Below are 25,679 nucleotides of genomic sequence, written 5' to 3'. Positions count from 1 at the left end.
CAGGGCGGAGGCGCAGCCGATGTGGGCTGCGCCGGGTGCGGTTACAGATCCTTCTTCTTGCCGCTCAGGTCGATCGGCCTGTCACTGCCCTTGCGCTCGCTCGACCACACTTCCATGCTCTTGTTGCAGCGGCTCTCGCGGGCAGCCACTTCGCGCGGCAGGTCCTTCAGATGCGGCGACTCCTGGCAGGCCTGATGCATGTTGCTGTCGTCATAGGTGGCACAGGCGCTGAGCGAGGCCAGGGCAACGGCGGTGAGGGAGGCGCGAAGCAGGGGCGGCAGGTGCATGGGGAGGTCTCGGGTGGTGCCGGGCTGGCCATGGAATTCAAATCTGTGACCCCAGGCGCGCGCAATCCGTCCAATCACACTTGTTATTCTGTAACAGATGCGCGATAGTCCGGCGCCTGCTGCTGTCAGGCGACGCAGATCATCAGTATCATGCTCAGCGCCAGCATCAGCACGAATACGCGCCGGCTGAGCGCAAGGCAGGCCAGGCAGGCGGCCAGTGCCCAGGCAGCCAGCAGCGCACAGGCCAGCAGCCACAGCCCGATCACCATCAAAGAGCCACTCGCCAGCGCTGACAGTGCGATCGCCTTGAACAGCGTCACGCCCAGCACACTGCCGAGCACGCCAGCCTGCAGAGCGATGGCGTCGTGACGGGCAGGGGCGGGCGGGTGGTGCATGTCGGCGGCGTTCGTTTGCTGCAAGGGAGGCGCAGCCACTGTGCCCGATCACATATCCACGCCATGTGTTTTTCGCGCACGCGATGCAGGGCCGATGCAGGCCTCAGTCGAACTCACCCTCGGCCGATTCCAGCCGTTGCCGGTAGGCAGCGCGGTGCTGATACAGGCGCTGGCATTCGGCCGACCTGTGGATGCGGCTGCCGGGTTCGTTGGCTACCGAGTCGCACATCCGCGCAATATGATTGTTCTCTGCCAGCTCGGTGACGAAGAACACGGCGGTGATGCCGGTACCGAGCAGCACCACGTAGAGCAGGCGGCTGAGCCAGCGCGACAGCTTGCGCTCGAAGTGCTGCTGGATGGTCAGGTCGAAGCGGATGATGCTGAGCACGATCCAGATGATCGCGACCAGGAAGCAGAGCGTGGGCAACAGGCCGCGCCAGAGCCCGGCCTCGTAGACCGATTCGTTGTAGTGGACGGCAGCCCCGGCACCGGCGATGGCGATGGCAAGTGCCCAGTTGCGGCCCAGCGAGAGCAGGTCATCGAGCAGCTTTTCGCGGTTCCTGGTTGATCCTGCTGCCACGGTGGTTCCTTCTGCGTGCTGCGACCGGCGGCGGACTGCCGCCGATCCTGCAGATGGTGGCGCATCGCTGCGGCGATGAGAAGACCGCGCGGCTCAATGTGCGATGGCGCGGGCGCTGATCCAGCGCCGATAGCGGCGGGTCCGGCACTGTGCGGCCGCCTGTGCCAGCAGCAGTGCCCATGCCGGTGAAACCGTGGGTGCGGTGGGGCGGCGCCGGCTCAACCGGCCCAGCTGATACTTCACTGCCGCCATGTGTGCGCTGGCCGCCAGCGGCTTGCTGCGCCAGTTGATGTTGCGCAGCGTCGGCGCCGGGTCGCGGCCCTGCTGCCAGTGCTGTGGCAGATCCGGCTCGATCGCCAGTGCGGTGGCGATGCCGACCATGGCTATGCCGCTGGCCAGTACCTGTTCTGCGACCTCGCGGCGGCGGATGCCGCCGGTGACCATCAACGGCATCGTTGCCACCGTGGCGATCTCGCGTGCGAATTCGAGGAAGTACGCTTCGCGGGCCACGCTGCGATCGTCGCGTGCGGCGCCGGTCATGGCCGGTGCTTCATAGCTGCCGCCGGACAGTTCGACCAGATCCACGCCGAGGGGGGCCAGCATCTCCACCACGGCGCGCGCATCCTCGGGCGAGAAACCGCCGCGCTGGAAATCGGCGGAATTGAGCTTCACCGCCACCACGAATGTGGGCGCCACCGCCGCGCGTACACCCTGCACGATCTCCAGCAGCAGGCGCGCACGGTTTTCCAGGCTGCCGCCCCAGTGGTCTTCGCGCCGGTTCGACAACGGCGACAGGAACTGGCTGAGCAGGTAGCCGTGCGCGGCATGGATCTCCACCCCGCTGAAACCGGCGCGCTCGGCCAGTTCGGCACTGCGGATGAAGCGCGCGATCACCGAGTCGATGTCGTCCTCGGTCATCGCCTTCGGCGGTGCGAACTGCTTGGACAGCGCGCCCATCTGCAATGCAACGGCCGACGGCGCGAGCGCGGGTTGACCGAGTGCGGCCGGCATCTGCCGCCCCGGGTGATTGATCTGCATCCACATCTGCGCACCCCGCGAGCGGGCAGTGTCCGCCCAGGCAGTGAAGCGGTCGAGGTGGCGGTCATCCTCCAGTACCACGCCGCCGGGCCCAGTCATGGCGCGCCCATCGACCATCACGTTGCCGGTGATGATCAGTCCGGCGCCGCCGTCGGCCCAGCGCTGGTACAACTGCAGCAGCGCTTCGGACGGAGCGTGGTCAGCGTCGGCCATGTTTTCCTCCATCGCCGCCTTGGCGATGCGGTTGCGGATGACGGCACCGGAGGGCAGTGCCAGGGGCGAGAACAGCGACATCGGACAGCTCCAGGACAGGGGAATGGGGCTACGCTAACCTTCAAGTTTGATTGAAGGTCAACAGGCTTCCATGTCGAGGATTCAGGCAGATGAAGATCGGTGAGCTGGCCCGCCGCACGGGTCTGGCAGCGTCGCGCATCCGCTTCTACGAAGAGGCCGGGTTGTTGGTGGTCCAGCGCCAGGCCAACGGCTACCGCGATTATCCGGAGCAGGCGGTGCTGCTGCTGGAACTGATCACCGGTGCGCAGCGCGCCGGTTTCAGCCTGGAAGAGATCCGCGCGCTGTTGCCGCCGGACATGGGCCAGTGGCAGCACGAGGCACTGATCACGATGCTGCAGCAGAAGGTGGCCGACATCGAAGCGCTGCAGTTGCGGCTGTCAGAGAGCCGTGCGCACCTGCTGGCCCTGATCGAAGATATCCAGGCGCGGCCGGAGGGCATCGATTGCGCGGCCAATTCGCAGCGGGTGCTGGACCGGGTGAAGCGCGGTGAGCTGGCGCGGCCGACCCTGGCGGCCGGCGATACCGCGATGCTGCGACCGGATCGCCGCCGCCGCATGGGCAACGGCTGACGACCCGGCGCGGTGTTCAGTGGCTGCCGACGACGGCGGCCTTGCGCTTCTTGTCCACCATCACCGCCACGCACCACAGCAGCAGGCCGCCGATGGCGGTGGCCGCGCCCACATAGCCGGTGCTGGCCGGACTGAAGCCGGCGCTGATCGCCATGCCGCCCAGCCACGGGCCGAGCGCATTGGCGGTATTGAAGGCGGCATGATTGGAGGCGGCAGCCAGGGTCTGCGCTTCGCCGGCCACGTCCATCAGGCGCGTCTGCAGCACCGCAGCCAGCGCACCCATGGTGCCGACGGTGATGATCATCGGGCCGATGGTCCACACCGACTGTGCGGCCAGCGGATACAGCAGCAGCATCACGATCGACCACAGCAGCACCACCGCAGCGGCCTTGAAGTGGAATTTGTCGACCAGCCAGCCACCGGCGATGTTGCCGATGATCGCGCCGATGCCGAACACGCCCACCGCCAACGGCATCCACGATTCGGCCACGCCGGTGACCTGCACCAGGGTCGGCGCCAGGTAGGTGAACACGCAGAACATGCCGGCGAAACCGACCGCGCCGATCGCCAGCGCCAGCCACACCTGGGTGGTGTTGAAGGCACGCAGTTCGCGCATCGGCGAGGTGCGCACCTCGTCCGGGTCCGGCAGCAGGAAGCGCGCGATCATCACCACGGTGGCGATGGCCAGCAGGCTGACCAGGGCGAAGGCGGTGCGCCAGCTCAGCTGCTGGCCCAGCCAGGTGGTCAGCGGGTTGCCGATCAGGATCGCGATCGACAGGCCCAGCAGCACCCGCGACATCGCCTGGCCGCGCTGGCCGGCCGGACTGATCGCGGCGGCCACCAGCATCGCCACGCCGAAGTAGGCGCCATGCGGCAGGCCGGCAACGAAACGTGCGATCAGCATCGTGCCGTAGTTCGGGGCCAGGGCGCTGGCCAGGTTGCCGACGGCGTAGAAGCCCATCAGCGCCAGCAGCAGCTTGCGGCGCGGGAAACTGGCGCCGACGAAGGCCAGGATCGGCGCGCCGACCACCACGCCGATGGCGTAGGCGCTGATCAGGTGGCCGACCTGGGTTTCGCTGATCGACAGGCCGCGGCTGATTTCCAGCATCAGGCCCATGCTGGCGAACTCGCTGGTACCGATGGCGAAGCCGCCCAGGGACAGGGCAAGGATGATCAGGGTGCGCTGACGGGGCGTCAGCCGCGCAGCCAGGGAAGAGTTGGGGCTCATGCGGGGGCGCGATGGGGGCGGGGAGCCGTGCATTGTACTGCTGCACCGCAACAGCAGCAGCCATGCTGAGGGTAAATCAGCGTTTGATCCGTGGGGTTGCGGCAAGCCCGGCACGGGCTCGGTACGAAAGCAGGTTCGGCGCATTGTTGTCGGCGTCCTGCATGTAATGACGACATGGACGTCGGCATGATGCGAAACACAGGGGCTGCGGAGTGCTGGAATAAGGAGGATGTCGATGCAGGAATTCAGGCATGTGCTGGAGACGCGCGGTCGCTATCAGCTGGTAGCGGTGTCCTACGCGCCGGTGTACGCTCCGGGCGATGTGGTCGGCCATGCGGTCGTCGCCGACGATGGGGATCGTCTGACCGACCTGATGTCGCTGGCCGAAGCGCGCCAACGCCTGCAGGCACTGGTGCGTGAAGAGGGCGAAGAGCCCGGGCTGGAGAACGAAAACCACCTGCGGAAGAAGGCGTCGCGCTGGCGCCGCCGCTAGGCCGTCGCGCCCTTGTGCGCATCATGGAGGATCCGGGTGTTGCCCAGTAAGAAGTATCTGCTCATCGCCATCATCACGCTGGCGACCCTGCTGCTTGGTTTCGTGTTTTCCGGTTACCTGACCCTGTTGTTGCTGGGGTTGGACACCAAGCTGTTCACCTGGAACACGTACTACCAGTATTACCACGCCATTGGCCAGCCGCAGGTCGCGCCGTTCGTGGGCAAGATCAAGTGGGCCGGTTATCTCGGCTTCGGCCTGCCGCTGCTGGTGCTGCTGGTGACCGGCCTGGTGCTGCTGCTGAAGAAGGACAAGCGCTCGTTGCACGGCGACGCGCGCTTTGCCACCGGCGCCGACCTGTCCAAGCACGGCATGTTCAAGAAGACCGGCCAGAGCATCGTGGTTGGCAGCCATGGCGGCAAGCTGGTGCGGCTGGACGGCCAGCAGTTCGTGATCCTTGCAGCGCCCACCCGTTCAGGCAAGGGCGTGGGCGTCGTCATCCCGAACCTGCTGGAGTACGGCGAATCGCTGGTGGTGCTGGACATCAAGCAGGAGAACTTCGACCTGACCAGTGGCTGGCGTGCCAGCCAAGGGCAGGAGATCTACCTGTTCAATCCTTTCGCCGAAGATCGGCGCACGCACCGCTGGAACCCGCTCAGCTATGTTTCCGATGACCCGGCGTTCCGTGTCTCGGACCTGATGAGCATCGCCGCGATGTTGTATCCGGACGGGGCCGAGGACCAGAAATTCTGGGTCAGCCAGGCGCGCAATGCGTTCATGGCCTTCACCCTGTATCTGTTCGAGAACTGGGATGACGAGCGCAGCAGTGGTTTCCCGGGCGGCTCGGGCACGCCGACGCTGGGCGCGGTCTACCGGTTGTCATCGGGCGACGGCACCGATCTGAAGAAGTACCTCAAGGCCTTGTCGGAGCGGTCGTTCCTTAGTGGCAACGCACGTTCGGCATTCGCCAACATGCTGTCCCAGGCCGATGAGACCTTCGCCTCGATCCTGGGCACCTTCAAGGAGCCGCTCAATCCCTGGATCAATCCGGTGCTGGACAAGGCCACCAGCAGCAACGACTTCCTGCTGACCGATGTGCGCAGGAAGAAGATGACCATCTATATCGGCATCCAGCCGAACAAGCTGGCCGAGAGCCGGCTGATCATCAACCTGTTCTTCAGCCAGTTGATCAACCTCAACACCAAGGAACTGCCCAAGTCCAACCCGGACCTGAAGTACCAGTGCCTGCTGTTGATGGACGAATTCACCTCGATCGGCAAGGTCGAGATCATCGCCTCGGCGGTGTCCTACATGGCCGGTTACAACATCCGCCTGCTGCCGATCATCCAGAGCATGTCCCAGCTTGATGCCACGTACGGCCGGGAAGTGTCACGCACGATCATCACCAACCACGCACTGCAGATCCTGTACGCGCCGCGCGAGCAGCAGGACGCCAACGACTACTCGGACATGCTGGGCTACACCACCGTCCGCAAGAAGAACGTCACCCATGCCCGTGAGAAGACCCACAACTTCACCGAAGAGCGGCGTGCACTGATGCTGCCGCAGGAGCTGAAGGCGATGGGGCCGGACAAGGAAGTATTCCTCTACGAGGGCATACCGCATCCGGTGAAGTGCGACAAGATCCGCTATTACAAGGATCGCTATTTCACATCGCGGCTGCTGCCGAAGGTCGACGTTCCGATGCTTAACGTCTAATTCACGTCGCTAAATTTGTGACGTAGATTCATATTCACCGACGTGAAATCGTGAGCTGAGTCAAAAATTCGGCATCTGTTCATGGATTTTCAGACTTGTCTGACATGGAATTGACGCGTGGTTGTGTAACTCTGTGTGCGTCATCCAGAAGTGTGTGCTGGATGGCAAAAGTTGTAACGCAGGGTGGCCAGGAGTTTGTGCCATGGAAACAAGGATGGTTTCGACGTTGGTGAGGGTGTGCGGGTGTGTCGTCGGCAACGTCTGGCGGCCCCGCGACCTGGTTGGCAGCTTTCGGGCTGCAGGGGAGCCGGGGCAGGTGTGCTGCATGCCAGCGCGTCTCCCCGATTCCGGCGTGCGCCATGCAGCGCCGGACGGCCAGGGAACCAACGCTCGGGACTGCTTTTTCGTACGTCAAAGTGAAGCCCGTATGAATCAGGCGTTTATCGCGAAAATCTCCATCGCCGCAGTTGCGGCGCTGATGGTGGCAGGGTGTGCCACCAAGTCCGCCCCCGATTTCGGTGGGCGCTGGAAGCCGGTCAACCGCTTTGCCGTGGCGACGACTGAGATCCCGCTGTATTCCAGCTACGTCTACCAGGCCTCGCCGATGGATGGCACGCTCAAAGCCATGCTCGAGCGCTGGGCCAAGGATTCCGGACGAACACTGGACTACCGCCTCAGCTCGGACTTCACGCTGTATGGCGCGGTCTCGAAGATCGACACCACCAATGCGCAGCAGGCCGTGATCGATCTGACTTCGGCGTATTCGGCGCAAGGCATCTCCGTCTCCATTGTTGGCAACCAGATCGTTGTGCAGAGCGCTGGCTCGACGCCCACCGCGTCGGCGCAGGGCGCTGATTCCAACAGCGGCACCTGAGTCCACCTCGAAACCATCGAACGTGCCGCTCCCCGCGCCTGTCGCAGGGGCTCCATGCCCATTGATGTTTCAGCAGTACGGAAGAATCCATGTTCCGCAAGAAGGATCCCGGCAACAGTCCCAAGGTCGAGCAGTCGGTCGCCAAGGCGGTCAGCTACGAGATCACCGTGGCCGACATGGCGCGTCGCAGCGAGCGCCGTGCCTGGTGGGTCGCCACGGGCTCGTTGCTGATGTCGCTCGCACTGGCGGGCGGCTACTACTATATGCTGCCGCTGAAGGAGAAGGTGCCGTTCCTGGTGATGGCCGATGCGTACACGGGTACCGCGACGGTCGCACGCCTGAGCGGGACCTTCCAGGGCGAGACGATTACCAGCAACGAAGCGATCAATCGCAGCAATGTGGCCCAGTACGTACTGGCGCGCGAGTCGTACGACTCGGCGGTGATGGGCCTGCGCGATTGGGAACTGGTGTTCGTGATGTCCACCGATCCGGTGGCGCAGTCCATGCGCGTGCGCTATGCCGGCAACAACCCGCAGAACCCGTTCGTGATGTATGGCCGCGAGCGTGCCATCCGGGTCAAGATCCTCAGCATCACGCCGCTGGGCGCCGAAGCGAACGGCAGCTTCCGCGGCGCTTCGGTGCGCATCCAGCGCAGCCTGCTGGATAAGCGCACTGGCGTTGCCACCTACCTGGACAACCAGCTGGTGACGATGCGCTTCGGCTACAACCAGAACCTGGCGCTGTCCGAGCAGGATCGCATCCTCAATCCGCTGGCCTTCCAGGTCACCGAGTATCGCGTCGACAACGACTATTCCCGTGGCGTCCCGGTGCCGGATGACGGCGCCATGCAGGCGCAGGCGCAGCAGGCTGCACAGGCCGCGCAGCAGGCCCAGGGTGTCTACGATCCCAACAACCCGGCCGCGGCCACGATGATCGATCCGGCCACCGGCCAGCCGGTCGCCGTCCCGGCCAATGGCCCGACGCCGGGCCAGCCGATGCCGGGTCAGCCCGTACAGGGGCAGCCCATGCCGGGTCAGCCGGTGCAGGGGCAAGCAATGCCGGGGCAGGCAATGCCCGGACAGCCGGCCATGAGGCCGGCGCAGAACAATTCCACCGGAACTGCTGATGGAGCAAGCAACCGATGAGTAGTCGAAATATCAGGGGAAGCGCACTGGCGCTGCTGTCGATGTTGTCGCTGTTGTTTTCAGCAGCGGCGATGGCGCAGGCGGTGGACCATTACGAGTACGAGAAGGACCGCATCTATCCGGTTCGCACCGGCCTGGGCCTGACCACCCAGATCGAGTTGAGCCCGAACGAGAAGATCCTCGACTACAGCACCGGCTTCAGCAGCGGCTGGGAACTGACCCGTCGCGAGAACGTGTTCTATCTCAAGCCGAAGAACGTCGACGTCGACACCAACATGATGGTGCGCACCGAGACCCATTCCTACATCTTCGAGCTCAAGGTGGTGGCCACTGACTGGCGCCAGCTGGAACAGGCCCGTCGTGCTGGCGTGCAGTACAAGATCGCCTTCACCTACCCGAACGACACCGTGTTCGGCGTCGCGCAGGAAGCGGTGGAAGAGGAGGCGCAGCCGCTGTTGAGCTCTGAACTGGCCAAGGACCGCCAGTACAACTTCAACTACTCCTATTCGACCAGCAAGGCGAAGAAGATGGGTTGGCTGATCCCGGTCAACGCCTACGACGACAGCCGTTTCACCTACCTGAAACTACCGAATTCGCCGGAGTACAAGACCGGTATCTTCCCGGCCGTGTTCGGTCGTGAAACGGAATACGGTGAAGACTTCGTGGTCAACACCACGGTTGAAGGCAATACGCTGATCGTGCACGGGACCTACCCGTACCTGGTCATCCGCCACGGCGACTTCGTCGTCGGCCTGCGAAGGAACGTGAAGAAATGAGCCAGCAGAACACTCCCGGAAACGACCCGAACAACGGACGCGACGAGAGCCAGAGTCCGTACGGTGCACAGGCTGCTCCGGAGGCGCAGACGAATCCGTACTTCGGCACGACCCAGGCTGAGCCTGCACCGGATCTGGACGCGGCCGCGCCGCAGCTGCGCTCGGCTGAAGAGCAGCGATTGAACCGCAAGGCGCTGCTGTTCCTGGGCGGTATCGTGGTGCTGCTTGTTGCCATGGGCTTCCTGCTGTTCCGCAAGGGCCAAGACAAGGACGATGCGCCGAAGGTGCCGGATGTTGCGCGCGCGAGCACGCCAACACTGCCGGATGCTGTCCAGACCGATCCGGGTCCGGCGCAGGCAATGCAGCCCGTTGATCCGATTCCGATGTTGCCGCCGCCTCCATTGGGGCCGAGTCGCCCTGAGCCGCCAGTGACGTTGGAAGATCGCTCCGCGGGCCCTCGTGGTCCGACGCTTGCCGAACGTCGGATGGGTGCCAGTGCCGACGGTTTCGTTGGCAATGGCAGTTCACAGGATGAGGAGCGCTCGCAGCAGGCGGGCATGGACGAATACACGCGGGCAATGCTTCAGCAGATGAACGGGCAGCAGAATGCAGCGCCAGCGCGCGTGCGTCGTGGCCCCGACGTGGATGACGTGTCCAATGCCAGCTACATCCGCAGCCCCGATGCGCTGCTGGTGCGAGGAACCTATCTGCGCTGTGTACTGGAAACCCGCATCATCACTGATATCGCGGGCTACACCTCGTGCCTGGTGACAGAGCCGGTGTACTCGATCAACGGCCGCAATCTGCTGCTGCCGAAGGGCTCCAAGATCTATGGCGCCTATGGCGGTGGTCCTACCGGCAAGCGGGTGGAAGTGATCTGGGACCGCATCACCACGCCGAACGGTATTGACGTGGCCATGTCCAGCCCGGGCGTGGATCAGCTGGGTGGCGCCGGTCATCCGGGCCAGTACAGCGCGCACTGGGGTAGTCGTATCGCCTCGGCGCTGATGATCAGCTTGCTGGCTGATGCGTTCAAGTATGCCGCCGCCGAACATGGCCCGGAGACCACCACGGTGGCCAACAACGGCATGACCATCCAGTCGCCCTATGAGAGCGCCACCGCGCGCACCATGGAACGCCTGGCCAACGAGTCGCTCAGCCAACGTCGCCCGCCGACCGTGACCATCAACCAAGGCACCATCGTGAATGTGTACGTCGCCAAGGACGTCGACTTCACGAGCGTGCTGCATCCTCGCCGGTAACCCAACGAACGATCATGGACGCTGAAGTGTCACCCCTTGCCCTCGTCTCCAGCGATTTCCTGCGCTATCAGTACGAAGTGCTGGGCATCGCCGAGTACATGACTTCCCCGGAAGTGACGGAAATCTGCATCAACCGTCCCGGTGAGCTGTACCTGGAAACCCGGGCGGGGTGGCAGCGGGTGGATGTGCCGAGCCTGACCTTCGAGCGGGCCCGGCAGTTCTGCACGGCGGTGGTGAACGAGAGCAACACCGGCCAGCGCATCACTGATGCCGATCCGGTGGTCTCGCTCACGTTTCCCACCGGCCAGCGTGCCCAGTTCGTGATTCCGCCGGCGTGCGATGCAGGCAAGGTGTCGATCACCATCCGTCTGCCGTCCAAGCACACCAAGTCGCTCAGCCAGTATCACGAAGATGGGTTCTTCAACCAGATCCTGGAAAGCGATGGCAGCATCAGCGAGCAGGATCGCGAGCTGCTGGAGCTGCGTCAGCAGCGCGAGTACGCCGAGTTCTTCCGGCGTGCGGTGATGTACCGCAAGAACATCGTGGTATCCGGTGCGACCGGTAGCGGCAAGACCACCTTCATGAAAGCGCTGGTCAATCATATTCCGGACAACGAACGCCTGGTCACGATCGAGGACGCGCGCGAGCTGTTTCTGACCCAACCCAATGTGGTGCACCTGCTGTACTCCAAGGGTGGGCAGAGCACCAGCAATGTCAGTGCCAAGAGCTGCATGGAAGCCTGCCTGCGCATGAAGCCCGAGCGCATCATCCTGGCCGAGCTGCGCGGTGACGAGGCGTTCTACTTCATCCGCAACTGCGCATCGGGCCACCCGGGTTCGATCACCAGCTGCCATGCAGGCAGTCCGGAGCAGACCTGGGACCAGTTGGCCCTCATGGTGAAGGCCTCCACCGAAGGTTCGGGCCTGGAGTTCAACGTGATCAAGCGACTGTTGATGATGACCATCGACATCGTCGTGCATATCAAGGCGCACGCCGGTTCGCGCTACATCACCGGTATCGATTTCAATCCTGGGCGTGCCCAGGGGCAGGAGGGCTGAAGGATGCTGCCAGGACTGGAGATGATGGCGTGCCCGGAGATGGCGGTGTCGATGGACGTGATGCAGCACGTCATCAACGTTGAATCGTCACGCAACCCTTATGCCATCGGCGTAGTCGGTGGCGCTCTGGTGCGCCAGCCCAAGGCGCTGGACGAGGCACTGGCGACGGTTCGGATGCTGGAAGAGAAAGGCTACAACTTCTCCATCGGGCTAGCCCAGGTCAACCGCTATAACCTCGGCAAGTACGGTCTGGATTCCTACGAGAAGGCTTTCCAGCAATGCCCGAACCTGCAAGCGGGTTCTCGGATCCTCGCCGAGTGCTACAAGCGCTCCGGTGGTGACTGGGGCAAGTCATTCAGTTGCTACTACTCGGGCAATTTCGAGACTGGCTTCCGCCATGGCTATGTGCAGAAGGTCTATGACTCGATGCGCCGTGGGCAGCAGCTTGCCAGCAATGGTGTTGCACCGATCGACGTGGTGAGTCGCGGCGAACGCCGCAGCGTGAAGGTCGAGCATCACCCGCAGCTCGCTTCGCCGGCGCAGGCGCGCATCGTTGCGCAGGCGAGTGGCCCGGTGTACGTGCCGTCGGAAGACCCGGCACGTGCGTATGTCGTGTATCCGTCCACCGGTGCAATGGCGCGGGGCAGCCTGCTGAACATCGCCGACCAGGCGCTTTCCAAAGTGGTACTGGGCTCGGTGGATCGGATGATGCAGCCGCAGGCGCAGCCCACCCAAGGGGCCGCCTATCCGCAGCAACAGGCCGGTGGCATGCCGCAGCAGCTGCCTCAGCAGGGTCCGGCGCAGGCGATGGCCATGCCGCAGCAGTTGCCAGGTGCTGCAGGTGGCAGCAACGAGGGCCCTGTGATGTTGCGGCCCTGGAATGAGCGCAATCAGCCAGTGGCCGGCAATGGCAGTTCATATAACGCACCGGCACAGTCCGCACCGGTGCAGCAGATTCCCGCAGGGGATGCGGCCTTCGTGTTCTGACGAAGTCGTGGTACGGCCAGTCCCCCGGCTGGTCGATTCAGTTGTGTTAGTCCATCAACAAGGAAATCAATCCATGAAGCGATCCAATCTCGACCTCGTCCAGGCCCAGCGCACGCTGAAGACCTTGCTGATGGCCACTCTGTTCGTCGGCGCACTGTTTGCCCCGCAAGTCTTCGCCAACGGCGCCACCGACTTCGGCGGCACCGACAAGAAGGTCTGCAGCTTCTTCAACAACATCAACGGCCTGCTGAACATCGCCTCGATCGCCGTGGTCACCATCGCGGTGATCTTCGCTGGTTACCAGATCGCCTTCGCGCACAAGCGCATCGCTGACGTCGCCCCGATCCTGATCGGTGGCGTGCTGATCGGCGCCGCAGGCCAGATCGCGCGCATGCTGCTGGGTGATGGCAGCGACGGCAAGTGCGGTGGTGGCACCAGCACCTCCTACCTGATCAACCACGTGATCCAGTACTACAGTGCATAAGAACGTCGTGTTCCGCGGCTGCACGCGTCCAGCGATGTTCCTGGGCGTTCCCTACCTGCCATTCTTCATGGTGGCAGGCGGGCTGTTGCTGCTCAGCATGTACACGAACTTCTGGTTCCTGCTCACCATTCCGGTGGCGGTCTTCATCATGCGGCACATGGCCAAGCGTGACGAAATGATCTTCCGCCTGCTGGGCCTGCGCCTGATGTTCAAGCTGAAGGTGCGCAACGTGCAGGAGCACGATGGCATGTGGGTGCTCAACCCCAACCATTACCGCAACAAGCCGGCCCGAATGGATTGAGGTCCGGATCCGGCCTGGCGGGCATCCGCGCCCGCCAGGTCTCTTGAAACTTCTTGGCAGTACCTCTTTGGAAGCAGTCGTATGTTCAGCCCTGATACCTCCATCAGTGAGTTCATCCCGTTGTCGTCGCATGTCGCCCCGAACGTGGTCAAGACCACGGGCGGCGACTACCTGCTGACCTGGCATCTGGAAGGGCTGCCGTTTGTCGGCCGAGAGGAGTGGGAGCTCGAGCATCGCCACAACACGTTCAACCGTCTGCTGCAGACGTTGCGCGCGCCTGACTTTGTCAACGTCGCTTTCTGGGTGCACGACATCCGTCGCCGTCGCACGTTGAAGGGCAAGAGCAACTACAGGCAGCGCTTCAACCAGGACGTTTCCGACCAGTACATGGGCATGCTGTCCTCGCAGCGCATCATGCAGAACGAGCTGTACCTGACCATGATCTATCGCCCGGTGGTGGCGGGCAAACGCTTCGTCGAAAAGTCGGCGAACGTGGAGAAGCTGCGCGCCGAGCAGGAGCAGGCGGTAGAGAAGTTGATGGAACTGGCCGGCAACGTCGAGGCCGTGATCCGCGACTACGCGCCGTATCGCCTGGGTATGTACGAAGCCAAGAATGGCGTGGTGTTCTCGGAAACGCTGGAGCTGTTCGGTTACCTGATCAATCGCATCGACGAGCCGGTGCCGGTGCTGTCGGCACCGATCAAGGATTACCTGCCGGTCAGTCGCCACATGTTCTCGGCCAAGACCGGTGATTTTGCGATCAATACTCCCAACGGTGCCAATCACTACGGCGCCATTCTGAACATCAAGGAGTATGCCGAGGGGACTTACCCGGGCATCCTCAACGGCCTGAAGTACCTCGACTACGAATACGTCATCACCCATTCGTTCAGCCCGATGGGGCGCCAGGACGCGCTGAAGGTGCTCGACCGCACCAAGGGCATGATGATCTCCTCCGGCGACAAGGCGGTCAGCCAGATCGTCGAGCTGGACCAGGCCATGGATCAGCTGTCGTCGGGCAACTTCGTACTGGGTGAATACCACTTCATCATGGCGGTCTACGGCGACACGCAGGCCAAGCTTTCGCAGAACGTCGCCTCGACCCGAGCCGAGCTGTCCAACGCCGGGTTCGTATCGACCAAGGAAGACCTGGCGGTTACCTCGTCGTTCTATTCGCAGCTGCCGGGCAACTGGCGCTATCGCACACGCCTGGCCAATGTCAGCTCGCTGAACTTCCTGGGCCTGTCGCCGCTGCACAACTTCGCCACCGGTAAGCAGCACAACAACCCGTGGGGCGACTGCGTCACCACGCTGCAGACCACCAATGGCCAGCCGTACTACTTCAATTTCCATGCGACCCATCCCTCGGAGAATTCGCTGGGTGAGAAGGCGATCGCCAATACCATGGTGATCGGCAAGTCCGGTACCGGTAAAACCGCGCTGATCAACTTCCTGCTCAGCCAGGTGCAGAAGTACGAGCCGTCGCCGACCATCTTCTTCTTCGACAAGGATCGCGGCGCGGAGATCTTCGTGCGCGCCTGCGGTGGCAACTATCTGGCCCTGGAGAACGGCGCACCGACCGGCTTCAACCCGTTCCAGTGCGAGAACAACGAAGCCAACCTGCAGTTCCTGGCTGACCTGATCAAGGTGCTGGCCGGCAAGCGCGAGTACAGCGCCCGTGAGGAAGAGGATATCTACCGCGCGGTGGAGAGCATGCTCGATACGCCGATGCACCTGCGCAGCATGACCAACTTCCAGAAGAGCCTGCCCAATATGGGCGACGATGGCCTCTACGCGCGCATGCGCCGCTGGACCTCGGGCAACTCGCTGGGCTGGGTGTTCGATAATCCGATCGATACCGTTGACCTGAGCAAGGCCAACATCATCGGCTTCGACTACACCGACATCATCGACAATCCTGAAGTGCGCGTGCCGGTGATCAATTACCTGCTGCACCGCTTGGAGTCGCTGATCGACGGTCGTCCGCTGATCTATGTGATGGACGAATTCTGGAAGATCCTGGACGGCGAAGGTGGCCTGAAGGAGTTCGCGAAGAACAAGCAGAAGACCATCCGTAAGCAGAACGGTCTCGGCATCTTCGCTACGCAGAGCCCGGAAGATGCGCTGAAGAGCGATATCTCCGCCGCCCTGATCGAGCAGACCGCTACCCTGATCCTGCTGCCGAACCCGAATGCCAGCAAGAGCGACTACATGGACGGCCTGAAGCTGACCGAGGCCGAGTTCAGGGTGGTGACTGCACTGGACGAGCGCTCGCGCTGCTTCCTGGTCAAGCAGGGCCATGCCTCCAGCGTGTGCCAGCTCAACCTGCGCGGCATGGACGACATCCTGTCGGTGATCTCGGCTTCGACCGACAACATCGATGTCATGCATCGGGTTCTGCAGACGGCCGCGGTCCGCAATCGCGTCACTGTAGACGAGCTCAGCCCGGAGCAGTGGCTGGAAGATTTCTACAAGAACCGGAAGGGGTCGGGAAAGGAACCCCGGTCCGACGCGGCCTGATGGCCGTGCGAGCAGGAGACAGGCAAGTGGACGTCAATCAGAACAACAGGAGTTTTCCCATGAACAACGTCAAGCGTCGGGCCAGCGCCCGCAAGGTACTCAAGCCGATGGCCAAGGTGCTCGGCGTTGCCTTGGCCCTCTCAGCGACCAATGCGGGCGCCATCGGCCCGGTGCAGGAAACGGGTCCTGCGCTGTGGCAGCACATCCTCAATCAGATCAATACGTACCAGGCCCGTTTCCAGGAGAAGTACCAGTTCGTCAAGGAGAACACCCAGTGGGCACGGGACTGGGCGCAGACGATCAAGGAGTACCAGGAGACGATGGTCCAGATCCAGGGCATCGTGAATTCCTTCGGGTTGCCGGATTCCGCCCCGCTGACGCCGGTGCCACCCAATTATCTGGTTGCCGAGACCTGCGGAATCGGCACCGACTTGAAGACTCTCGCGACCCGGGTCGTTTTCAATTTCAAGGGCGATTGGAAAGATCAGCAGCAACAGATCTGCGTGAACATCCGGATGATGCAGAACCGCAAGTACAACGATGCGGTGGACTTCATGCTCAAGACGATGCCGTCGTTCTTCGATAGCCTCGATGCAATCGAGAAGCAGCGAAATGTCAGCAATCTGCTCGGCAACGTCAACGCAACGCAGAACGACACGTTGCGCACCGCGAACGACATGGCAGCCAAGGCAAAGTCCTTCGAGGCACAGCAGAAGGCCTACGATGCCTACATCGAGGTGATGGAAGCCAATCAGAAGGTCGTTGCACAGGCAGCGCTGAAGGGCGACCCGATGAAGACCATTGCCAGTGATCTGGTCAAGACGGCCGCGCTGAAGGCAGCGCTGTCCATCGACTGATGCATGGAATGGAGCACCAAGGGTGCGCGCGTCTGCGTCGCCCCTCATGTGATTGCAGTATTACCAAGGGAATGTGGGTATGACGATCAGGTCGATTGCCAACTTTGATTTTTCGGGCGGATTCCAGGATCTGATGGGGCACGTCGCGCGTGTCCAGTCGATTGGCGATTTCGTGTTCTTCAAGCTGATCCTGGACTACCTGCGGGACAGGATCGGCAAGTTCGGCTTCGACCTGATGGACAACATGATGGCGTGGGTGGGCGGCATCGCGCTGACCCTCATGACCTTGTGGGTGCTGATCCAAGGCTATCGAATCGTTACAGGCCGCAGCCGCGATTCGATGATGGTCCTGGTAACCAACATGGCGCGCGCAGCGTTGATTGTGGCCGTTGCCACCAGCATGGGCATGTTCGGGCGCGATCTTCATGAGTTCCTGACCGAGGACGTGAAGGGCCTGATCACCCACGTTGTCACTGGCAAGGATCAGAAGCCGGAAGAGCAGATCGACAAGAGTCTGGCTTGGATGCAGGTGGCGCTGTCCAGCATTGATGGCATCAAGATTCTGAATGACCCTGGATTGCAGGAAGACAAGACCCGGGCCATGTGGTTCATCGGCCTCGGCACAGGTGGTCCAGCGGTAACTGCGGGTTCAATGCTTCTGCTCTATGAAGTAGCAATGGCGTTGTTCATCGGATTCGGGCCGTTGTTCATTCTTTGCCTTCTGTTCGACCAGACCAAGCAGTTGTTCCAGCGATGGCTGTTCTACGGCATCGGAACCATGTTCTCGATGGCGGTGCTGGCGGCAATGGTGTCGATCGCACTGGACATGGTAATTCGCGTGTCCGCCTCGTTCTGGGTAACGGCGCTGGTGAACAAGTTCCCGCTGATGGGCGCGTCCAGCGACGGCATGACCAGTCAGGCGATGCAGCAGGGCGGCATGGGACTGATCCTGACGACCCTGATTCTGACTGCGCCCCCAATGGCGGCCATGTTCTTCCAGGGCACCTTGGGTAGCTTCATGGCATATTCGCAGATAGGTGGCAGCCCGGTTGCGCAGGCGCCGGGCCCGAGTGGGCAGCCGCCGGGTAGTTACTACACGCCTCCGGCTCCAGAGAAGGGGAGCACCGGGCATGGAGCAAGCGGAGTGGGGCAGATGGGTAGATCAACTGGATCTCCACATGTTGCCGATACGCCGTCGGATACAGGCCGATTTGCCAAGGCACCTATTTAGCTCGCGGAGATGCGCGTTGTCTGTGTAAGGAGAGTTGCCTGATGAGAATGATCCATTTGCTAGCGCCGTTGGTGTTCATGTTCGCCACATCGGCCCTTGAGGCTCAGGCTGAGGGGCGATGTCCTCCTGGGCAGTACCCGATCGGAGGGAAGGGAGTCGGTGGTTGCGCCCCGATTCCTGGAGGCGAAGGTGCAGCTACCAGTGGGCCCAGAGCGACGGGTAAATGGATCAAGACTTGGGGCGCAATATCATTGGCGCCGTCGGGCGCCTCTGGCTCCTCAACAGGGCGGGTACGGAAGACGGAGGCCGCTGAGGAAGCGCAGAGGAAGTGTGCTGAATCCGGCGGAGTGGGATGTAAGGTTACAATTACATATAAGAATCAATGCGTGGCCGCCGTTGTCGCCAGCTCGGGCACAGGTGGAACCACGCAGTTTGGTACCGGTGCAACGATCGAGGGTGCCACAGAGTTTGCCTCCCGCCTCTGTGCCTCGAAAGGAGGGAGCGATTGTGCTGCCGTCTATTCCGCTTGCTCTGAGCCGATCTTCGAGGAATTCTAAAAATCCTATCGCGAGTCTGTGGTCGTCCGACTGGCGTCCTGGCACAGTCCTTTATGGAAAGAATCTGGAAGATTTAATGTCAGGCAGGTCGAAATGGTGAGGTGCCCGGTAGTTGCGCGCTGACTCGGGCGTTTGGTGTAGAGGCGAATCGGCTTCCGTAACTCGGGTGCGTGGTGGCGGAAGGATGAGTGACAGCGGATCAGATGCTGGATCTCGCATCGCCCCGGGATTGAGTGCGAGGCGGCTTGGAGACCAATCCTCAATGGCAAGGGGATTAGACGTGAAAAGGCGTCGTTCCGACCTGCGGTGAGGAAGTTTGGTGGCATGAAAGCACTTGACGCCAAGCGACTCGAGAGTCTGGGGTGAGAGCCTGCGGCTGAAGAAGCTGCACGCCGAGAAGTTTGATCGAGAACGACGGCATCCAGAATGCGATGCGAAAGGCGCATCTTTCTTAGGGGGCGGGATGCCCGTTTGCTGCGCTGTGGAAAAGGGCCGCAAGACTACCGGATAATCACCGGCCGCAGCCGCGACTCGATGATGGTCCTGGTAACCAACATGGCGCGCGCAGCGTTGATTGTGGCCGTTGCCACCAGCATGGGCATGTTCGGGCGCGATCTTCATGAGTTCCTGACCGAGGACGTGAAGGGCCTGATCACCCACGTTGTCACTGGCAAGGATCAGAAGCCGGAAGAGCAGATCGACAAGAGTCTGGCTTGGATGCAGGTGGCGCTGTCCAGCATTGATGGCATCAAGATTCTGATGACCCTGGATTGCAGGAAGACAAGACCCGGGCCATGTTCTTCCAGGGCACCTTGGGTAGCTTCATGGCATATTCGCAGATAGGTGGCAGCCCGGTTGCGCAGGCGCCGGGCCCCCGGGTAGTTACTACACGCCGGCCGCTCCGGAGAAGGGGCAGTCCGGCCAGGACAGTGGTGCGCATGATCGACATGCGACCGCACGTTCAACCCTTCCGTCGTCGGAATCCTCCAGGGTTGCCGAAACCGGTCTCAGAGCTGCACATCCCGGCAATCAATAGCCCCATGCGTACGGAGTAGAAGTGTGAAATACATGTTTCCTCTCATTCTTGTCGGCTTGCTCCTATGTTTGTTTGTGACGGGTGAGGCGAGAGCGGAAGGGCATTGTCCGCCAGGGCAGTACCCCATTGGTGGTCAGGGCGTAGGTGGATGCGCACCTATTCCGGGCTCTGGTACCGGTGGCGTCCAGAGCGGCCCCATTGCTACTGGGCGTTGGATCAAGACTTGGGGGGCTATTGCGGGGGCGGCAAGCACGGGCGATATGGGGGCTTCCGTTGGAAGGCGTTCCAAGCGAGAGGCTGTCTCAGAAGCGCTTGCTCGGTGCGCGACACATGGAGCGAAAGACTGCAAGATCGATACAACGTACAAGAACCAGTGCGTCGCATATGCTGACCCTGAGCCGAGCAGTAAGGGAATAGTTTCTATTTCAGTCGCCGGCTCAAGAGAGGAGGCGACCAGTCGGGTTCTCTCCTACTGTGCGAAGAACGGTGGAGGGCAATGCAAGGTGTTGTACACGGATTGTGCTGAGCCAATATTTGAATCTTTCTGAGCTATGTCAGTCGAATCACAGGTGAGATTCTTGAATCGGCCTTTGCATGATGGAGATGGCCTGCCGAAAAGCAGGCCATCTCATTTGTCGGCGAGCTGGAGCAGCTGATCTAGTTGGTAGGGTTAGGTGTCTTCACTAATCACCTGAGTGCAGTTGTATGGGGTTTCCCTCGTCTGGGACATGGTAATTTTGGCGTCGGATTCGTTCTGAACAAAGGCGCTGGTGAACAAGCCAAGTCCCGTTCGACGAGCAACACCTACTGGAAGTAGGCTGCGTGCGCGTCAAAAATGCTGATGCATCTGGCCCTCAAGCGCAGGCGCTTTTCCGTCGATGAGGACTTTGGCGACGAGCATTGCGGGTCACGCTGCGCGGCGCAGAAGGGGGGGCGTGGGCTTGATCCTGACGGACACTCTTCCGACTATCCCCAATGGCGGCCATGTTCTTCCAGGGCACCTTGGGTAGCTTCATGGCATATTCGCGGATAGGTGGCAGCCCTGTTGCGCAGGCGCCGGGTCCGAGCGGGCAGCCGTCGGGTAGTTATTACACGCCGGACAAGCCGTCGACGAGCGGTGGCAGTCAATCGGGTGGATCGACTTCAGTTGGGAGCAATGTCGTAGTCACTGGCAGCAACTCCACAGTTGGGTCAGGCAATTCTGATACTGGTCGTAAAGGCTTAGCTTCGAACTAGAGGCCGGAAATGAAGTCAATTCGTGTCTATTCAGGTGTAGTACTCCTGCTGGGTGTGGGAATCATTGCCTGCCAATTGCCACAGACGGCCAATGCAGAAGGTAGGTGTCCTCCTGGTCAGTATCCAATTGGCGGTCAGGGAGTCGGCGGCTGTGCTCCCATCCCAGGTGGTACCACTGGAGCAGGCCAAGCGTCGCCTGTTGCGACAGGGCGTTGGATCAAGACTTGGGGGGCCATCGCTTTAGCGAAGGGGGGCGATGTCGGCGTGGCTCTCGGTAAGCGAAAGAAGAGGGATGCGGCTTCGGAGTCCCTTGCTAATTGCGCACAGCGGGGGGCTACGGATTGCAGGGTGGTATTGGAGTTCAATAATCAATGCGCAGCATTCGTATCCCCCAGTGATGCAAGATTTGGTGGCTCCACGTTTGCGCGTGCGGCATCTGTTGATGCTGCGAGTAAGATGGCTGTGGATGCGTGCTTAAAACAGGGGAGCGATGGCTGTAAAGTGATTTATTCTGGATGCACCGAGCCTGAGTTTGAGAGCTTCTGAGGTTGCGCTTATGAGTTTCTGGCTGAAAACGTAGAAATGCCTGATTAGCCGGAAAAGACCAGGCACCGGAAGAGCAGATCGACAAGAGTCTGGCTTGGATGCAGGTGGCGCTGTCCAGTATTGATGGCATCAAGATTCTGAATGACCCTGGATTGCAGGAAGACAAGACCCGGGCCATGTGGTTCATCGGCCTCGGCACCGGCGGTCCAGCGGTAACTGCGGGTTCAATGCTTCTGCGCTACGAAGTAGCAATAGCGTTGTTCATCGGATTCGGGCCGTTGTTCATTCTTTGCCTTCTGTTCGACCAGACCAAGCAGTTGTTCCAGCGATGGTTGTTCTATGGCATCGGAACCATGTTGGCGGTGCTGGCGGCAATGGTGTCGATCGCACTGGAGATGGTGATTCGCGTGTCCGCCTCGTTCTGGGTGACAGCGCTGGTGAACAAGTTTCCGCTGATGGGCGCGTCCAGCGACGGCATGACCAGTCAGGCGATGCAGCAGGGCGGCATGGGATTGATCCTGACGACCCTGATTCTGACTGCGCCCCCAATGGCGGCCATGTTCTTCCAGGGCACCTTGGGTAGCTTCATGGCATATTCGCAGATAGGTGGCAGTGCTGGGGCTGTGTCGCCTGGTCCGAATGGCCAACCGGCAGGGAGCTATTACGCTCCTCCGAAGCCCTCTAACAGTACTGACGCTCCGACGGCGGGTCAGGATGCGGCTGCCGGGACAGCTCGCATGACCTTGCCACAGAACTCAGCGCCAACGATTCACGACACGGGCCTTCGCGGGGTGAATCGTTAACTTGATGCGTCGCCGGGAAGTTGGCGCAAATTCTTGATCTGCTGTCGAGTGGTTTCTTATGAGAATGAATAATTTTCTATTGCTGATTCTCCTGTTCCTTGCCCCACTAGTTGCATATGGGGAGGGGCGCTGCCCGCCAGGTCAGTATCCGATTGGCGGGCAGGGTGCGGGTGGCTGTGCCCCGATTCCAGCCTCTCAGGGTGAGGGGAGTTCCGGGCCGCGTGCGATAGGTAAGTGGATCAAGACCTGGGGAGCCATATCCCGATCTGTTGTGACCGGTGATGTGGGAGCTTCGGTTGGAAAGAGATCAAAGGCCGAGGCCGTCGCTGAGGCTCAGTCCCGCTGTGCGACATATGGTGCGAAAGATTGCTCTGTAGGGATAACGTATAAAAACCAGTGCGTCGCTTATGCGGATCCGGCTCCGGGCTCTAAAGGATTGATTTCAATGGCCGGTGGTCCAACGAGAGAGGCCGCTTCCACTGAGGTTCTGAAGTACTGTGCTGCTCACGGCGGTGGGCAGTGCACGATCAAGTACACGGATTGCAGTGAGCCAATCTTCCAAGAGTTCTGATTGCTCTATGGAGCTGGGTTGACACATCCGACGTCCAACACCTATCGCACTTTGGTAGAGGGATCTGAGTGGCTGGGGCCATCATGAAATGAACTCTCGAAGCTGAATTCGGGAGTTCGGTCCCATGCCCGAAGAAGTGGGCTGCGTGCGCGTCAAAAATGCTGACGCATCTGGCCCTCAATCGCAGGCGCTTTCCCGTCGATGAGGACTTTGGCGAAGAGCATTGCGGATGACGCTGCGCGGCGCAGAAGGGGGGGCGTGGGCTTGATCCTGACGAACACTATTCTGACTATCCCCAATGGCGGCCATGTTCTTCCAGGGTACCTTGGGTAGCTTCATGGCACATTCGCAGATAGGTGGCAGCCCGGTTGCGCAGGCGCCGGGTAGCTACTATTCGCCGGCCCAGACAAAGGATCATTCCAGTGCTTCATCGGTCAGTTCCTGCCACGGCGCGACTTCTGGTTACGGTATTGGGCGATCAGGTGAGATCAAGCAAGATACTGGAAAATATGGGCAGGCTGGTGCCTAGCGTGAAATGACAGTGTCGATTGATAGAGGTGTAAGTATGAAGTGCATTGTCGTGCTTTTGCTGCTCGTTATTTCTAATGTGGCGTTGGCAGAAGGGCGGTGCCCCCCAGGTCAGTACCCGGTGGGAGGGCAGGGCGTAGGAGGTTGTGCGCCAATTCCGGGCGGTCAAATTGGTGGTGAGAGCAATGGCCCCACGCCAACAGGCAAGTGGGAAACCCGGTGGGGTGCTTTGGCGCAAGATGCAGACCATCAAGTAGGCCAGAATTTGGCGATTGGTGTGGCAGAGGTCAAAAAATCAAAGAGAGAAGCCAGGTCTCTCGCGCTCTCTGAATGTCAGCGCATGGGGGGGCAGAAGTGTCAAGTTATTCTTGAGTACCACAATCAATGCGCCGCGCTAGCCGGCCCGGTGATTGGCTCAGTACCCCTGGCCGATGTGACAACCGTGGCGTATCGATCACCTAATGAAGAGGATGCGAAGGCGGAATCAGTGCGCCGTTGTGAATCCGAGGGTAAGGGGCGCAGTTGTACCGTTATCTACTCTGCGTGCAGCATGTCTGAGTTTAAGCCTTTCCGCTGATGGAATCCTCGCGTTGGGTGAGCTTTGTTGCACGCCGAGGTTCTTCTTATTTGTTTTAGAGGTGGCCTGCTGAGAAGCGGGCTATTTCTATTTCTCACTTCCGCCTAAGACATCGACTTTGCCTTTGGGGTTGGAATCGCTGGCCATAGGTATGGTGATTCGCGTGTCTGCGTCGTTCGGGGTGACCCCGCTGGTGAACAAGTTCCCGCTGATGGGAGCGTCCAGCGACGGCATGACCAGTCAGGCGATGCAGTAGGGCGGCATGGGATTGATCCTGACGACCCTGATTCCGACTGCGCCCCCAATGGCGGCCATGTTCTTCCAGGGCACCTTGGGTAGCTTCATGGCATATTCGCAGATAGGTGGCAGCCCTGTTGCGCAGGCGCCGGGCCCGAGTGGGCAGCCGCCGGGTAGCTACTACTCGCCGGATAAGCCGGAGAAGGGGCGTACTGCAGACGCCGGTGACTACAGTAATCAGTCAACAAGCTGCATGACATTGCCGCAGTCGGATGCAACAAGGATTGCGGAAACTGGCCAGCGAGCTGCTCATCCTGGTAGACAGTGATTTCAGGCGTATTGGAGAGTTAACGTGAAGCGCATTGTGATCTCCCTCTTTTGGATTTGCTCTGCTTTGTTCTTGCTTGTGACAGCAGATGTCCAAGCGGAGGGGCGCTGCCCGCCCGGACAGTATCCGATTGGCGGACAGGGGGTTGGTGGATGTGCGCCAATACCGGGCTCCAATGGAGGCGCTGCGGGGTCCAGTGGTCCGGTCGCGACAGGCCGCTGGATCAAAACCTGGGGAGCTATTGCAACCGCAGTAAGCACGGGCGATATGGGGGCATCAGTCGGAAGGCGTTCAAAGCAGGAAGCTGTGTCCGAGGCGCTTTCCCGTTGCGCGACCCATGGCGCTAGAGATTGCAAAGTCGGAACTACCTATAAGAACCAGTGCGTTGCATATGCTGATCCCGAGAGGGGGAGTAAGGGGCGCGTCTCCTATTCGGTTGCAGGCTGCAAGGAGGAGGCTACAAATCGAGTTTTGTCCCATTGCGCAGACATCGGTGGTGGGCAGTGCAAAGTTCTATATACAGATTGTTCTGAGCCGATCTTTGAGTCGTTCTAGTCTCATGGTTGCCGTGACATCCCGCCGAGATCGAGTGGCGCGACGGTCCTAGTGGGCAAATGTTCTTTTACTGCGCTGTGGAGAAGTGTTGCAAGGCTATCGAATCGTTACAGGCCGCAGCCGCGACTCGATGATGGTCCTGGTAACCAACATGGCGCGGGCAGCGTTGATTGTGGCCGTTGCCACCAGCATGGGCATGTTCGGGCGCGATAAGCAGCGCACGCTTTCCGCGCAACCTCAGGCCGGCGGGGCTGCGGGAGGCGATGCATCCCCGGCGCCATCCACCGCGGATCTGTTTTTCGGATAAGCCACCATTCACGTTAACTGCGCTTTTTCTGTGATCAAGTGCGCTTTTCATCCCAAGCTCCCTTCGACGAGCCCCGCCTCCTCGAAGTAAGCTGCGTGCGCGTCAAAATCCCGACGCATCGGTGCCATCGAACGCAGGAGCTTTTCCGTCCATGAGGACTCTGACGACCCACGATGCGGATGTTGATTGCGACCATCGCAGACGCCGCAGGGCCGGGGCTATCATCCGCCATGGTGGACACCGGAGCCTGCAGCGCAGCGCATGGTTTCCCGGTCGTCGCGCGGGTACTGGAAAGTCAGGATT

The 25,679-nt window shown here is 61.1% G+C and carries 26 protein-coding genes and 2 pseudogenes; 23 read left to right on the top strand and 5 right to left on the bottom strand.

All coding sequences use genetic code 11. The features are described from left to right. Positions 1-41 precede the first annotated feature (41 nt). The 4 genes from ACZK3W_RS13995 to ACZK3W_RS13980 form a co-directional block, all read right to left on the bottom strand. Complete coding sequence (locus ACZK3W_RS13995; RefSeq protein WP_336683864.1) at positions 42-287, bottom strand: hypothetical protein; 246 nt, start codon at positions 285-287, stop codon at positions 42-44. A gap of 125 nt (positions 288-412) precedes the next feature. Continuing rightward, positions 413-682 carry a hypothetical protein gene (locus ACZK3W_RS13990; RefSeq protein WP_478450041.1) on the bottom strand — a complete coding sequence of 90 codons (270 nt, stop codon included), beginning with the start codon at positions 680-682 and terminating at the stop codon, positions 413-415. 103 nt (positions 683-785) lie between these two features. Further along, positions 786-1,262 (bottom strand): hypothetical protein, encoded by a 477-nt coding sequence (locus tag ACZK3W_RS13985; RefSeq protein WP_049398236.1) that lies wholly within the window; start codon positions 1,260-1,262, stop codon positions 786-788. A 93-nt stretch (positions 1,263-1,355) separates the two neighbouring features. Further along, positions 1,356-2,594 (bottom strand): NADH:flavin oxidoreductase/NADH oxidase family protein, encoded by a 1,239-nt coding sequence (locus tag ACZK3W_RS13980; RefSeq protein WP_182266339.1) that lies wholly within the window; start codon positions 2,592-2,594, stop codon positions 1,356-1,358. 89 nt (positions 2,595-2,683) lie between these two features. Between ACZK3W_RS13980 and ACZK3W_RS13975 the strand changes: the two genes are divergently transcribed. Beyond that, a complete protein-coding gene (locus ACZK3W_RS13975) occupies positions 2,684-3,163 on the top strand; it encodes a MerR family transcriptional regulator (RefSeq protein WP_478450038.1) in 480 nt (159 codons plus the stop codon). A gap of 16 nt (positions 3,164-3,179) precedes the next feature. On the opposite strand, the gene ACZK3W_RS13970 is transcribed toward ACZK3W_RS13975, so the two are convergent. Continuing rightward, on the bottom strand, positions 3,180-4,391 hold the full coding sequence (locus tag ACZK3W_RS13970; protein ID WP_478450037.1) for an MFS transporter: 1,212 nt from the start codon (positions 4,389-4,391) through the stop codon (positions 3,180-3,182). Positions 4,392-4,626: 235 nt separating this feature from the next. Between ACZK3W_RS13970 and ACZK3W_RS13965 the strand changes: the two genes are divergently transcribed. From ACZK3W_RS13965 to ACZK3W_RS13860, 22 genes and pseudogenes are all read left to right on the top strand, one after another. Beyond that, entirely contained in the window at positions 4,627-4,884 is a 258-nt protein-coding gene (locus tag ACZK3W_RS13965) for a hypothetical protein (RefSeq protein WP_006374755.1), read from the top strand. 36 nt (positions 4,885-4,920) lie between these two features. Continuing rightward, on the top strand, positions 4,921-6,600 hold the full coding sequence (locus ACZK3W_RS13960; RefSeq protein ID WP_049463033.1) for a type IV secretory system conjugative DNA transfer family protein: 1,680 nt from the start codon (positions 4,921-4,923) through the stop codon (positions 6,598-6,600). 427 nt (positions 6,601-7,027) lie between these two features. Beyond that, complete coding sequence (locus ACZK3W_RS13955) at positions 7,028-7,474, top strand: hypothetical protein (RefSeq protein WP_032129529.1); 447 nt, start codon at positions 7,028-7,030, stop codon at positions 7,472-7,474. 89 nt (positions 7,475-7,563) lie between these two features. Then, entirely contained in the window at positions 7,564-8,619 is a 1,056-nt protein-coding gene (locus ACZK3W_RS13950; RefSeq protein WP_032129528.1) for a VirB8 family type IV secretion system protein, read from the top strand. Next, on the top strand, positions 8,616-9,395 hold the full coding sequence (locus ACZK3W_RS13945) for a TrbG/VirB9 family P-type conjugative transfer protein (protein ID WP_006374751.1): 780 nt from the start codon (positions 8,616-8,618) through the stop codon (positions 9,393-9,395). The genes ACZK3W_RS13950 and ACZK3W_RS13945 overlap by 4 nt, the downstream gene beginning before the upstream one ends. Beyond that, the gene (locus ACZK3W_RS13940; RefSeq protein ID WP_032129527.1) at positions 9,392-10,657 is read left to right on the top strand and encodes a TrbI/VirB10 family protein; all 1,266 of its coding nucleotides are present in this window, start codon (positions 9,392-9,394) and stop codon (positions 10,655-10,657) included. Before ACZK3W_RS13945 ends, ACZK3W_RS13940 begins: the two co-directional genes overlap by 4 nt. Before the next feature lie 14 nt (positions 10,658-10,671). After that, positions 10,672-11,715 (top strand): P-type DNA transfer ATPase VirB11, encoded by a 1,044-nt coding sequence (gene virB11, locus ACZK3W_RS13935; protein WP_032129526.1) that lies wholly within the window; start codon positions 10,672-10,674, stop codon positions 11,713-11,715. 3 nt (positions 11,716-11,718) lie between these two features. Beyond that, complete coding sequence (locus ACZK3W_RS13930) at positions 11,719-12,702, top strand: lytic transglycosylase domain-containing protein (protein ID WP_071227599.1); 984 nt, start codon at positions 11,719-11,721, stop codon at positions 12,700-12,702. A gap of 73 nt (positions 12,703-12,775) precedes the next feature. Beyond that, positions 12,776-13,186 carry a TrbC/VirB2 family protein gene (locus ACZK3W_RS13925; protein ID WP_006374697.1) on the top strand — a complete coding sequence of 137 codons (411 nt, stop codon included), beginning with the start codon at positions 12,776-12,778 and terminating at the stop codon, positions 13,184-13,186. Continuing rightward, positions 13,179-13,487 (top strand): VirB3 family type IV secretion system protein, encoded by a 309-nt coding sequence (locus ACZK3W_RS13920; RefSeq protein WP_006374695.1) that lies wholly within the window; start codon positions 13,179-13,181, stop codon positions 13,485-13,487. The genes ACZK3W_RS13925 and ACZK3W_RS13920 overlap by 8 nt, the downstream gene beginning before the upstream one ends. 81 nt (positions 13,488-13,568) lie before the next feature. Next, a complete protein-coding gene (locus ACZK3W_RS13915) occupies positions 13,569-16,007 on the top strand; it encodes a VirB4 family type IV secretion/conjugal transfer ATPase (RefSeq protein ID WP_032129524.1) in 2,439 nt (812 codons plus the stop codon). 59 nt (positions 16,008-16,066) lie between these two features. Continuing rightward, entirely contained in the window at positions 16,067-16,864 is a 798-nt protein-coding gene (locus ACZK3W_RS13910; RefSeq protein WP_049398226.1) for a hypothetical protein, read from the top strand. A 79-nt stretch (positions 16,865-16,943) separates the two neighbouring features. Continuing rightward, positions 16,944-18,095 (top strand): TrbL/VirB6 family protein, encoded by a 1,152-nt coding sequence (locus ACZK3W_RS13905; RefSeq protein WP_229298144.1) that lies wholly within the window; start codon positions 16,944-16,946, stop codon positions 18,093-18,095. 41 nt (positions 18,096-18,136) lie between these two features. Beyond that, entirely contained in the window at positions 18,137-18,652 is a 516-nt protein-coding gene (locus ACZK3W_RS13900) for a DUF4189 domain-containing protein (RefSeq protein ID WP_182266334.1), read from the top strand. A gap of 555 nt (positions 18,653-19,207) precedes the next feature. Further along, a complete protein-coding gene (locus tag ACZK3W_RS13895; RefSeq protein WP_285303714.1) occupies positions 19,208-19,495 on the top strand; it encodes a hypothetical protein in 288 nt (95 codons plus the stop codon). A gap of 225 nt (positions 19,496-19,720) precedes the next feature. Continuing rightward, positions 19,721-20,236, top strand: coding sequence for a DUF4189 domain-containing protein (locus ACZK3W_RS13890; protein ID WP_197615133.1), 516 nt, complete (start codon positions 19,721-19,723; stop codon positions 20,234-20,236). 697 nt (positions 20,237-20,933) lie between these two features. Beyond that, complete coding sequence (locus tag ACZK3W_RS13885; protein WP_223276932.1) at positions 20,934-21,470, top strand: DUF4189 domain-containing protein; 537 nt, start codon at positions 20,934-20,936, stop codon at positions 21,468-21,470. Between the two features lie 44 nt (positions 21,471-21,514). Next, positions 21,515-22,273: pseudogene (locus ACZK3W_RS13880) on the top strand (type IV secretion system protein); the annotation flags it as partial. Positions 22,274-22,331: 58 nt separating this feature from the next. Further along, positions 22,332-22,844: a DUF4189 domain-containing protein gene (locus tag ACZK3W_RS13875; RefSeq protein WP_182266333.1), complete on the top strand. Its 513-nt coding sequence runs from the start codon at positions 22,332-22,334 to the stop codon at positions 22,842-22,844. A gap of 535 nt (positions 22,845-23,379) precedes the next feature. After that, the gene (locus tag ACZK3W_RS13870; RefSeq protein ID WP_478450035.1) at positions 23,380-23,949 is read left to right on the top strand and encodes a DUF4189 domain-containing protein; all 570 of its coding nucleotides are present in this window, start codon (positions 23,380-23,382) and stop codon (positions 23,947-23,949) included. Between the two features lie 832 nt (positions 23,950-24,781). After that, positions 24,782-25,069 (top strand): DUF4189 domain-containing protein, encoded by a 288-nt coding sequence (locus ACZK3W_RS13865; protein ID WP_478450834.1) that lies wholly within the window; start codon positions 24,782-24,784, stop codon positions 25,067-25,069. Between the two features lie 85 nt (positions 25,070-25,154). After that, positions 25,155-25,298 (top strand): annotated as a pseudogene (locus tag ACZK3W_RS13860) (TrbL/VirB6 family protein); the annotation flags it as partial. Positions 25,299-25,679: the final 381 nt, after the last annotated feature.

This window comes from Stenotrophomonas sp. 80084_Sma (assembly GCF_056481995.1).
The sequence above is the reverse complement of the archived record's forward strand: the minus strand, read 5'-3'. Positions and strand labels throughout refer to the sequence as shown.

Excerpts from the sequence above, each read along its gene's own strand:
- ACZK3W_RS13925 (WP_006374697.1), top strand. The coding sequence starts at position 12,776 with ATGAAGCGATCCAATCTCGACCTCGTCCAGGCCCAGCGCACGCTGAAG.
- ACZK3W_RS13905 (WP_229298144.1), top strand. The coding sequence starts at position 16,944 with ATGACGATCAGGTCGATTGCCAACTTTGATTTTTCGGGCGGATTCCAG.
- ACZK3W_RS13980 (WP_182266339.1), bottom strand. The coding sequence starts at position 2,594 with ATGTCGCTGTTCTCGCCCCTGGCACTGCCCTCCGGTGCCGTCATCCGC.
- ACZK3W_RS13950 (WP_032129528.1), top strand. The coding sequence starts at position 7,564 with ATGTTCCGCAAGAAGGATCCCGGCAACAGTCCCAAGGTCGAGCAGTCG.
- ACZK3W_RS13930 (WP_071227599.1), top strand. The coding sequence starts at position 11,719 with ATGCTGCCAGGACTGGAGATGATGGCGTGCCCGGAGATGGCGGTGTCG.
- ACZK3W_RS13890 (WP_197615133.1), top strand. The coding sequence starts at position 19,721 with ATGTTTCCTCTCATTCTTGTCGGCTTGCTCCTATGTTTGTTTGTGACG.
- ACZK3W_RS13865 (WP_478450834.1), top strand. The coding sequence starts at position 24,782 with ATGGGGGCATCAGTCGGAAGGCGTTCAAAGCAGGAAGCTGTGTCCGAG.
- ACZK3W_RS13995 (WP_336683864.1), bottom strand. The coding sequence starts at position 287 with ATGCACCTGCCGCCCCTGCTTCGCGCCTCCCTCACCGCCGTTGCCCTG.
- ACZK3W_RS13990 (WP_478450041.1), bottom strand. The coding sequence starts at position 682 with ATGCACCACCCGCCCGCCCCTGCCCGTCACGACGCCATCGCTCTGCAG.
- ACZK3W_RS13885 (WP_223276932.1), top strand. The coding sequence starts at position 20,934 with ATGAAGTCAATTCGTGTCTATTCAGGTGTAGTACTCCTGCTGGGTGTG.
- ACZK3W_RS13870 (WP_478450035.1), top strand. The coding sequence starts at position 23,380 with ATGACAGTGTCGATTGATAGAGGTGTAAGTATGAAGTGCATTGTCGTG.
- ACZK3W_RS13965 (WP_006374755.1), top strand. The coding sequence starts at position 4,627 with ATGCAGGAATTCAGGCATGTGCTGGAGACGCGCGGTCGCTATCAGCTG.
- ACZK3W_RS13970 (WP_478450037.1), bottom strand. The coding sequence starts at position 4,391 with ATGAGCCCCAACTCTTCCCTGGCTGCGCGGCTGACGCCCCGTCAGCGC.
- ACZK3W_RS13915 (WP_032129524.1), top strand. The coding sequence starts at position 13,569 with ATGTTCAGCCCTGATACCTCCATCAGTGAGTTCATCCCGTTGTCGTCG.
- virB11 (WP_032129526.1), top strand. The coding sequence starts at position 10,672 with ATGGACGCTGAAGTGTCACCCCTTGCCCTCGTCTCCAGCGATTTCCTG.
- ACZK3W_RS13895 (WP_285303714.1), top strand. The coding sequence starts at position 19,208 with ATGGCGCGCGCAGCGTTGATTGTGGCCGTTGCCACCAGCATGGGCATG.
- ACZK3W_RS13875 (WP_182266333.1), top strand. The coding sequence starts at position 22,332 with ATGAGAATGAATAATTTTCTATTGCTGATTCTCCTGTTCCTTGCCCCA.
- ACZK3W_RS13940 (WP_032129527.1), top strand. The coding sequence starts at position 9,392 with ATGAGCCAGCAGAACACTCCCGGAAACGACCCGAACAACGGACGCGAC.
- ACZK3W_RS13945 (WP_006374751.1), top strand. The coding sequence starts at position 8,616 with ATGAGTAGTCGAAATATCAGGGGAAGCGCACTGGCGCTGCTGTCGATG.
- ACZK3W_RS13900 (WP_182266334.1), top strand. The coding sequence starts at position 18,137 with ATGAGAATGATCCATTTGCTAGCGCCGTTGGTGTTCATGTTCGCCACA.
- ACZK3W_RS13955 (WP_032129529.1), top strand. The coding sequence starts at position 7,028 with ATGAATCAGGCGTTTATCGCGAAAATCTCCATCGCCGCAGTTGCGGCG.
- ACZK3W_RS13910 (WP_049398226.1), top strand. The coding sequence starts at position 16,067 with ATGAACAACGTCAAGCGTCGGGCCAGCGCCCGCAAGGTACTCAAGCCG.
- ACZK3W_RS13975 (WP_478450038.1), top strand. The coding sequence starts at position 2,684 with ATGAAGATCGGTGAGCTGGCCCGCCGCACGGGTCTGGCAGCGTCGCGC.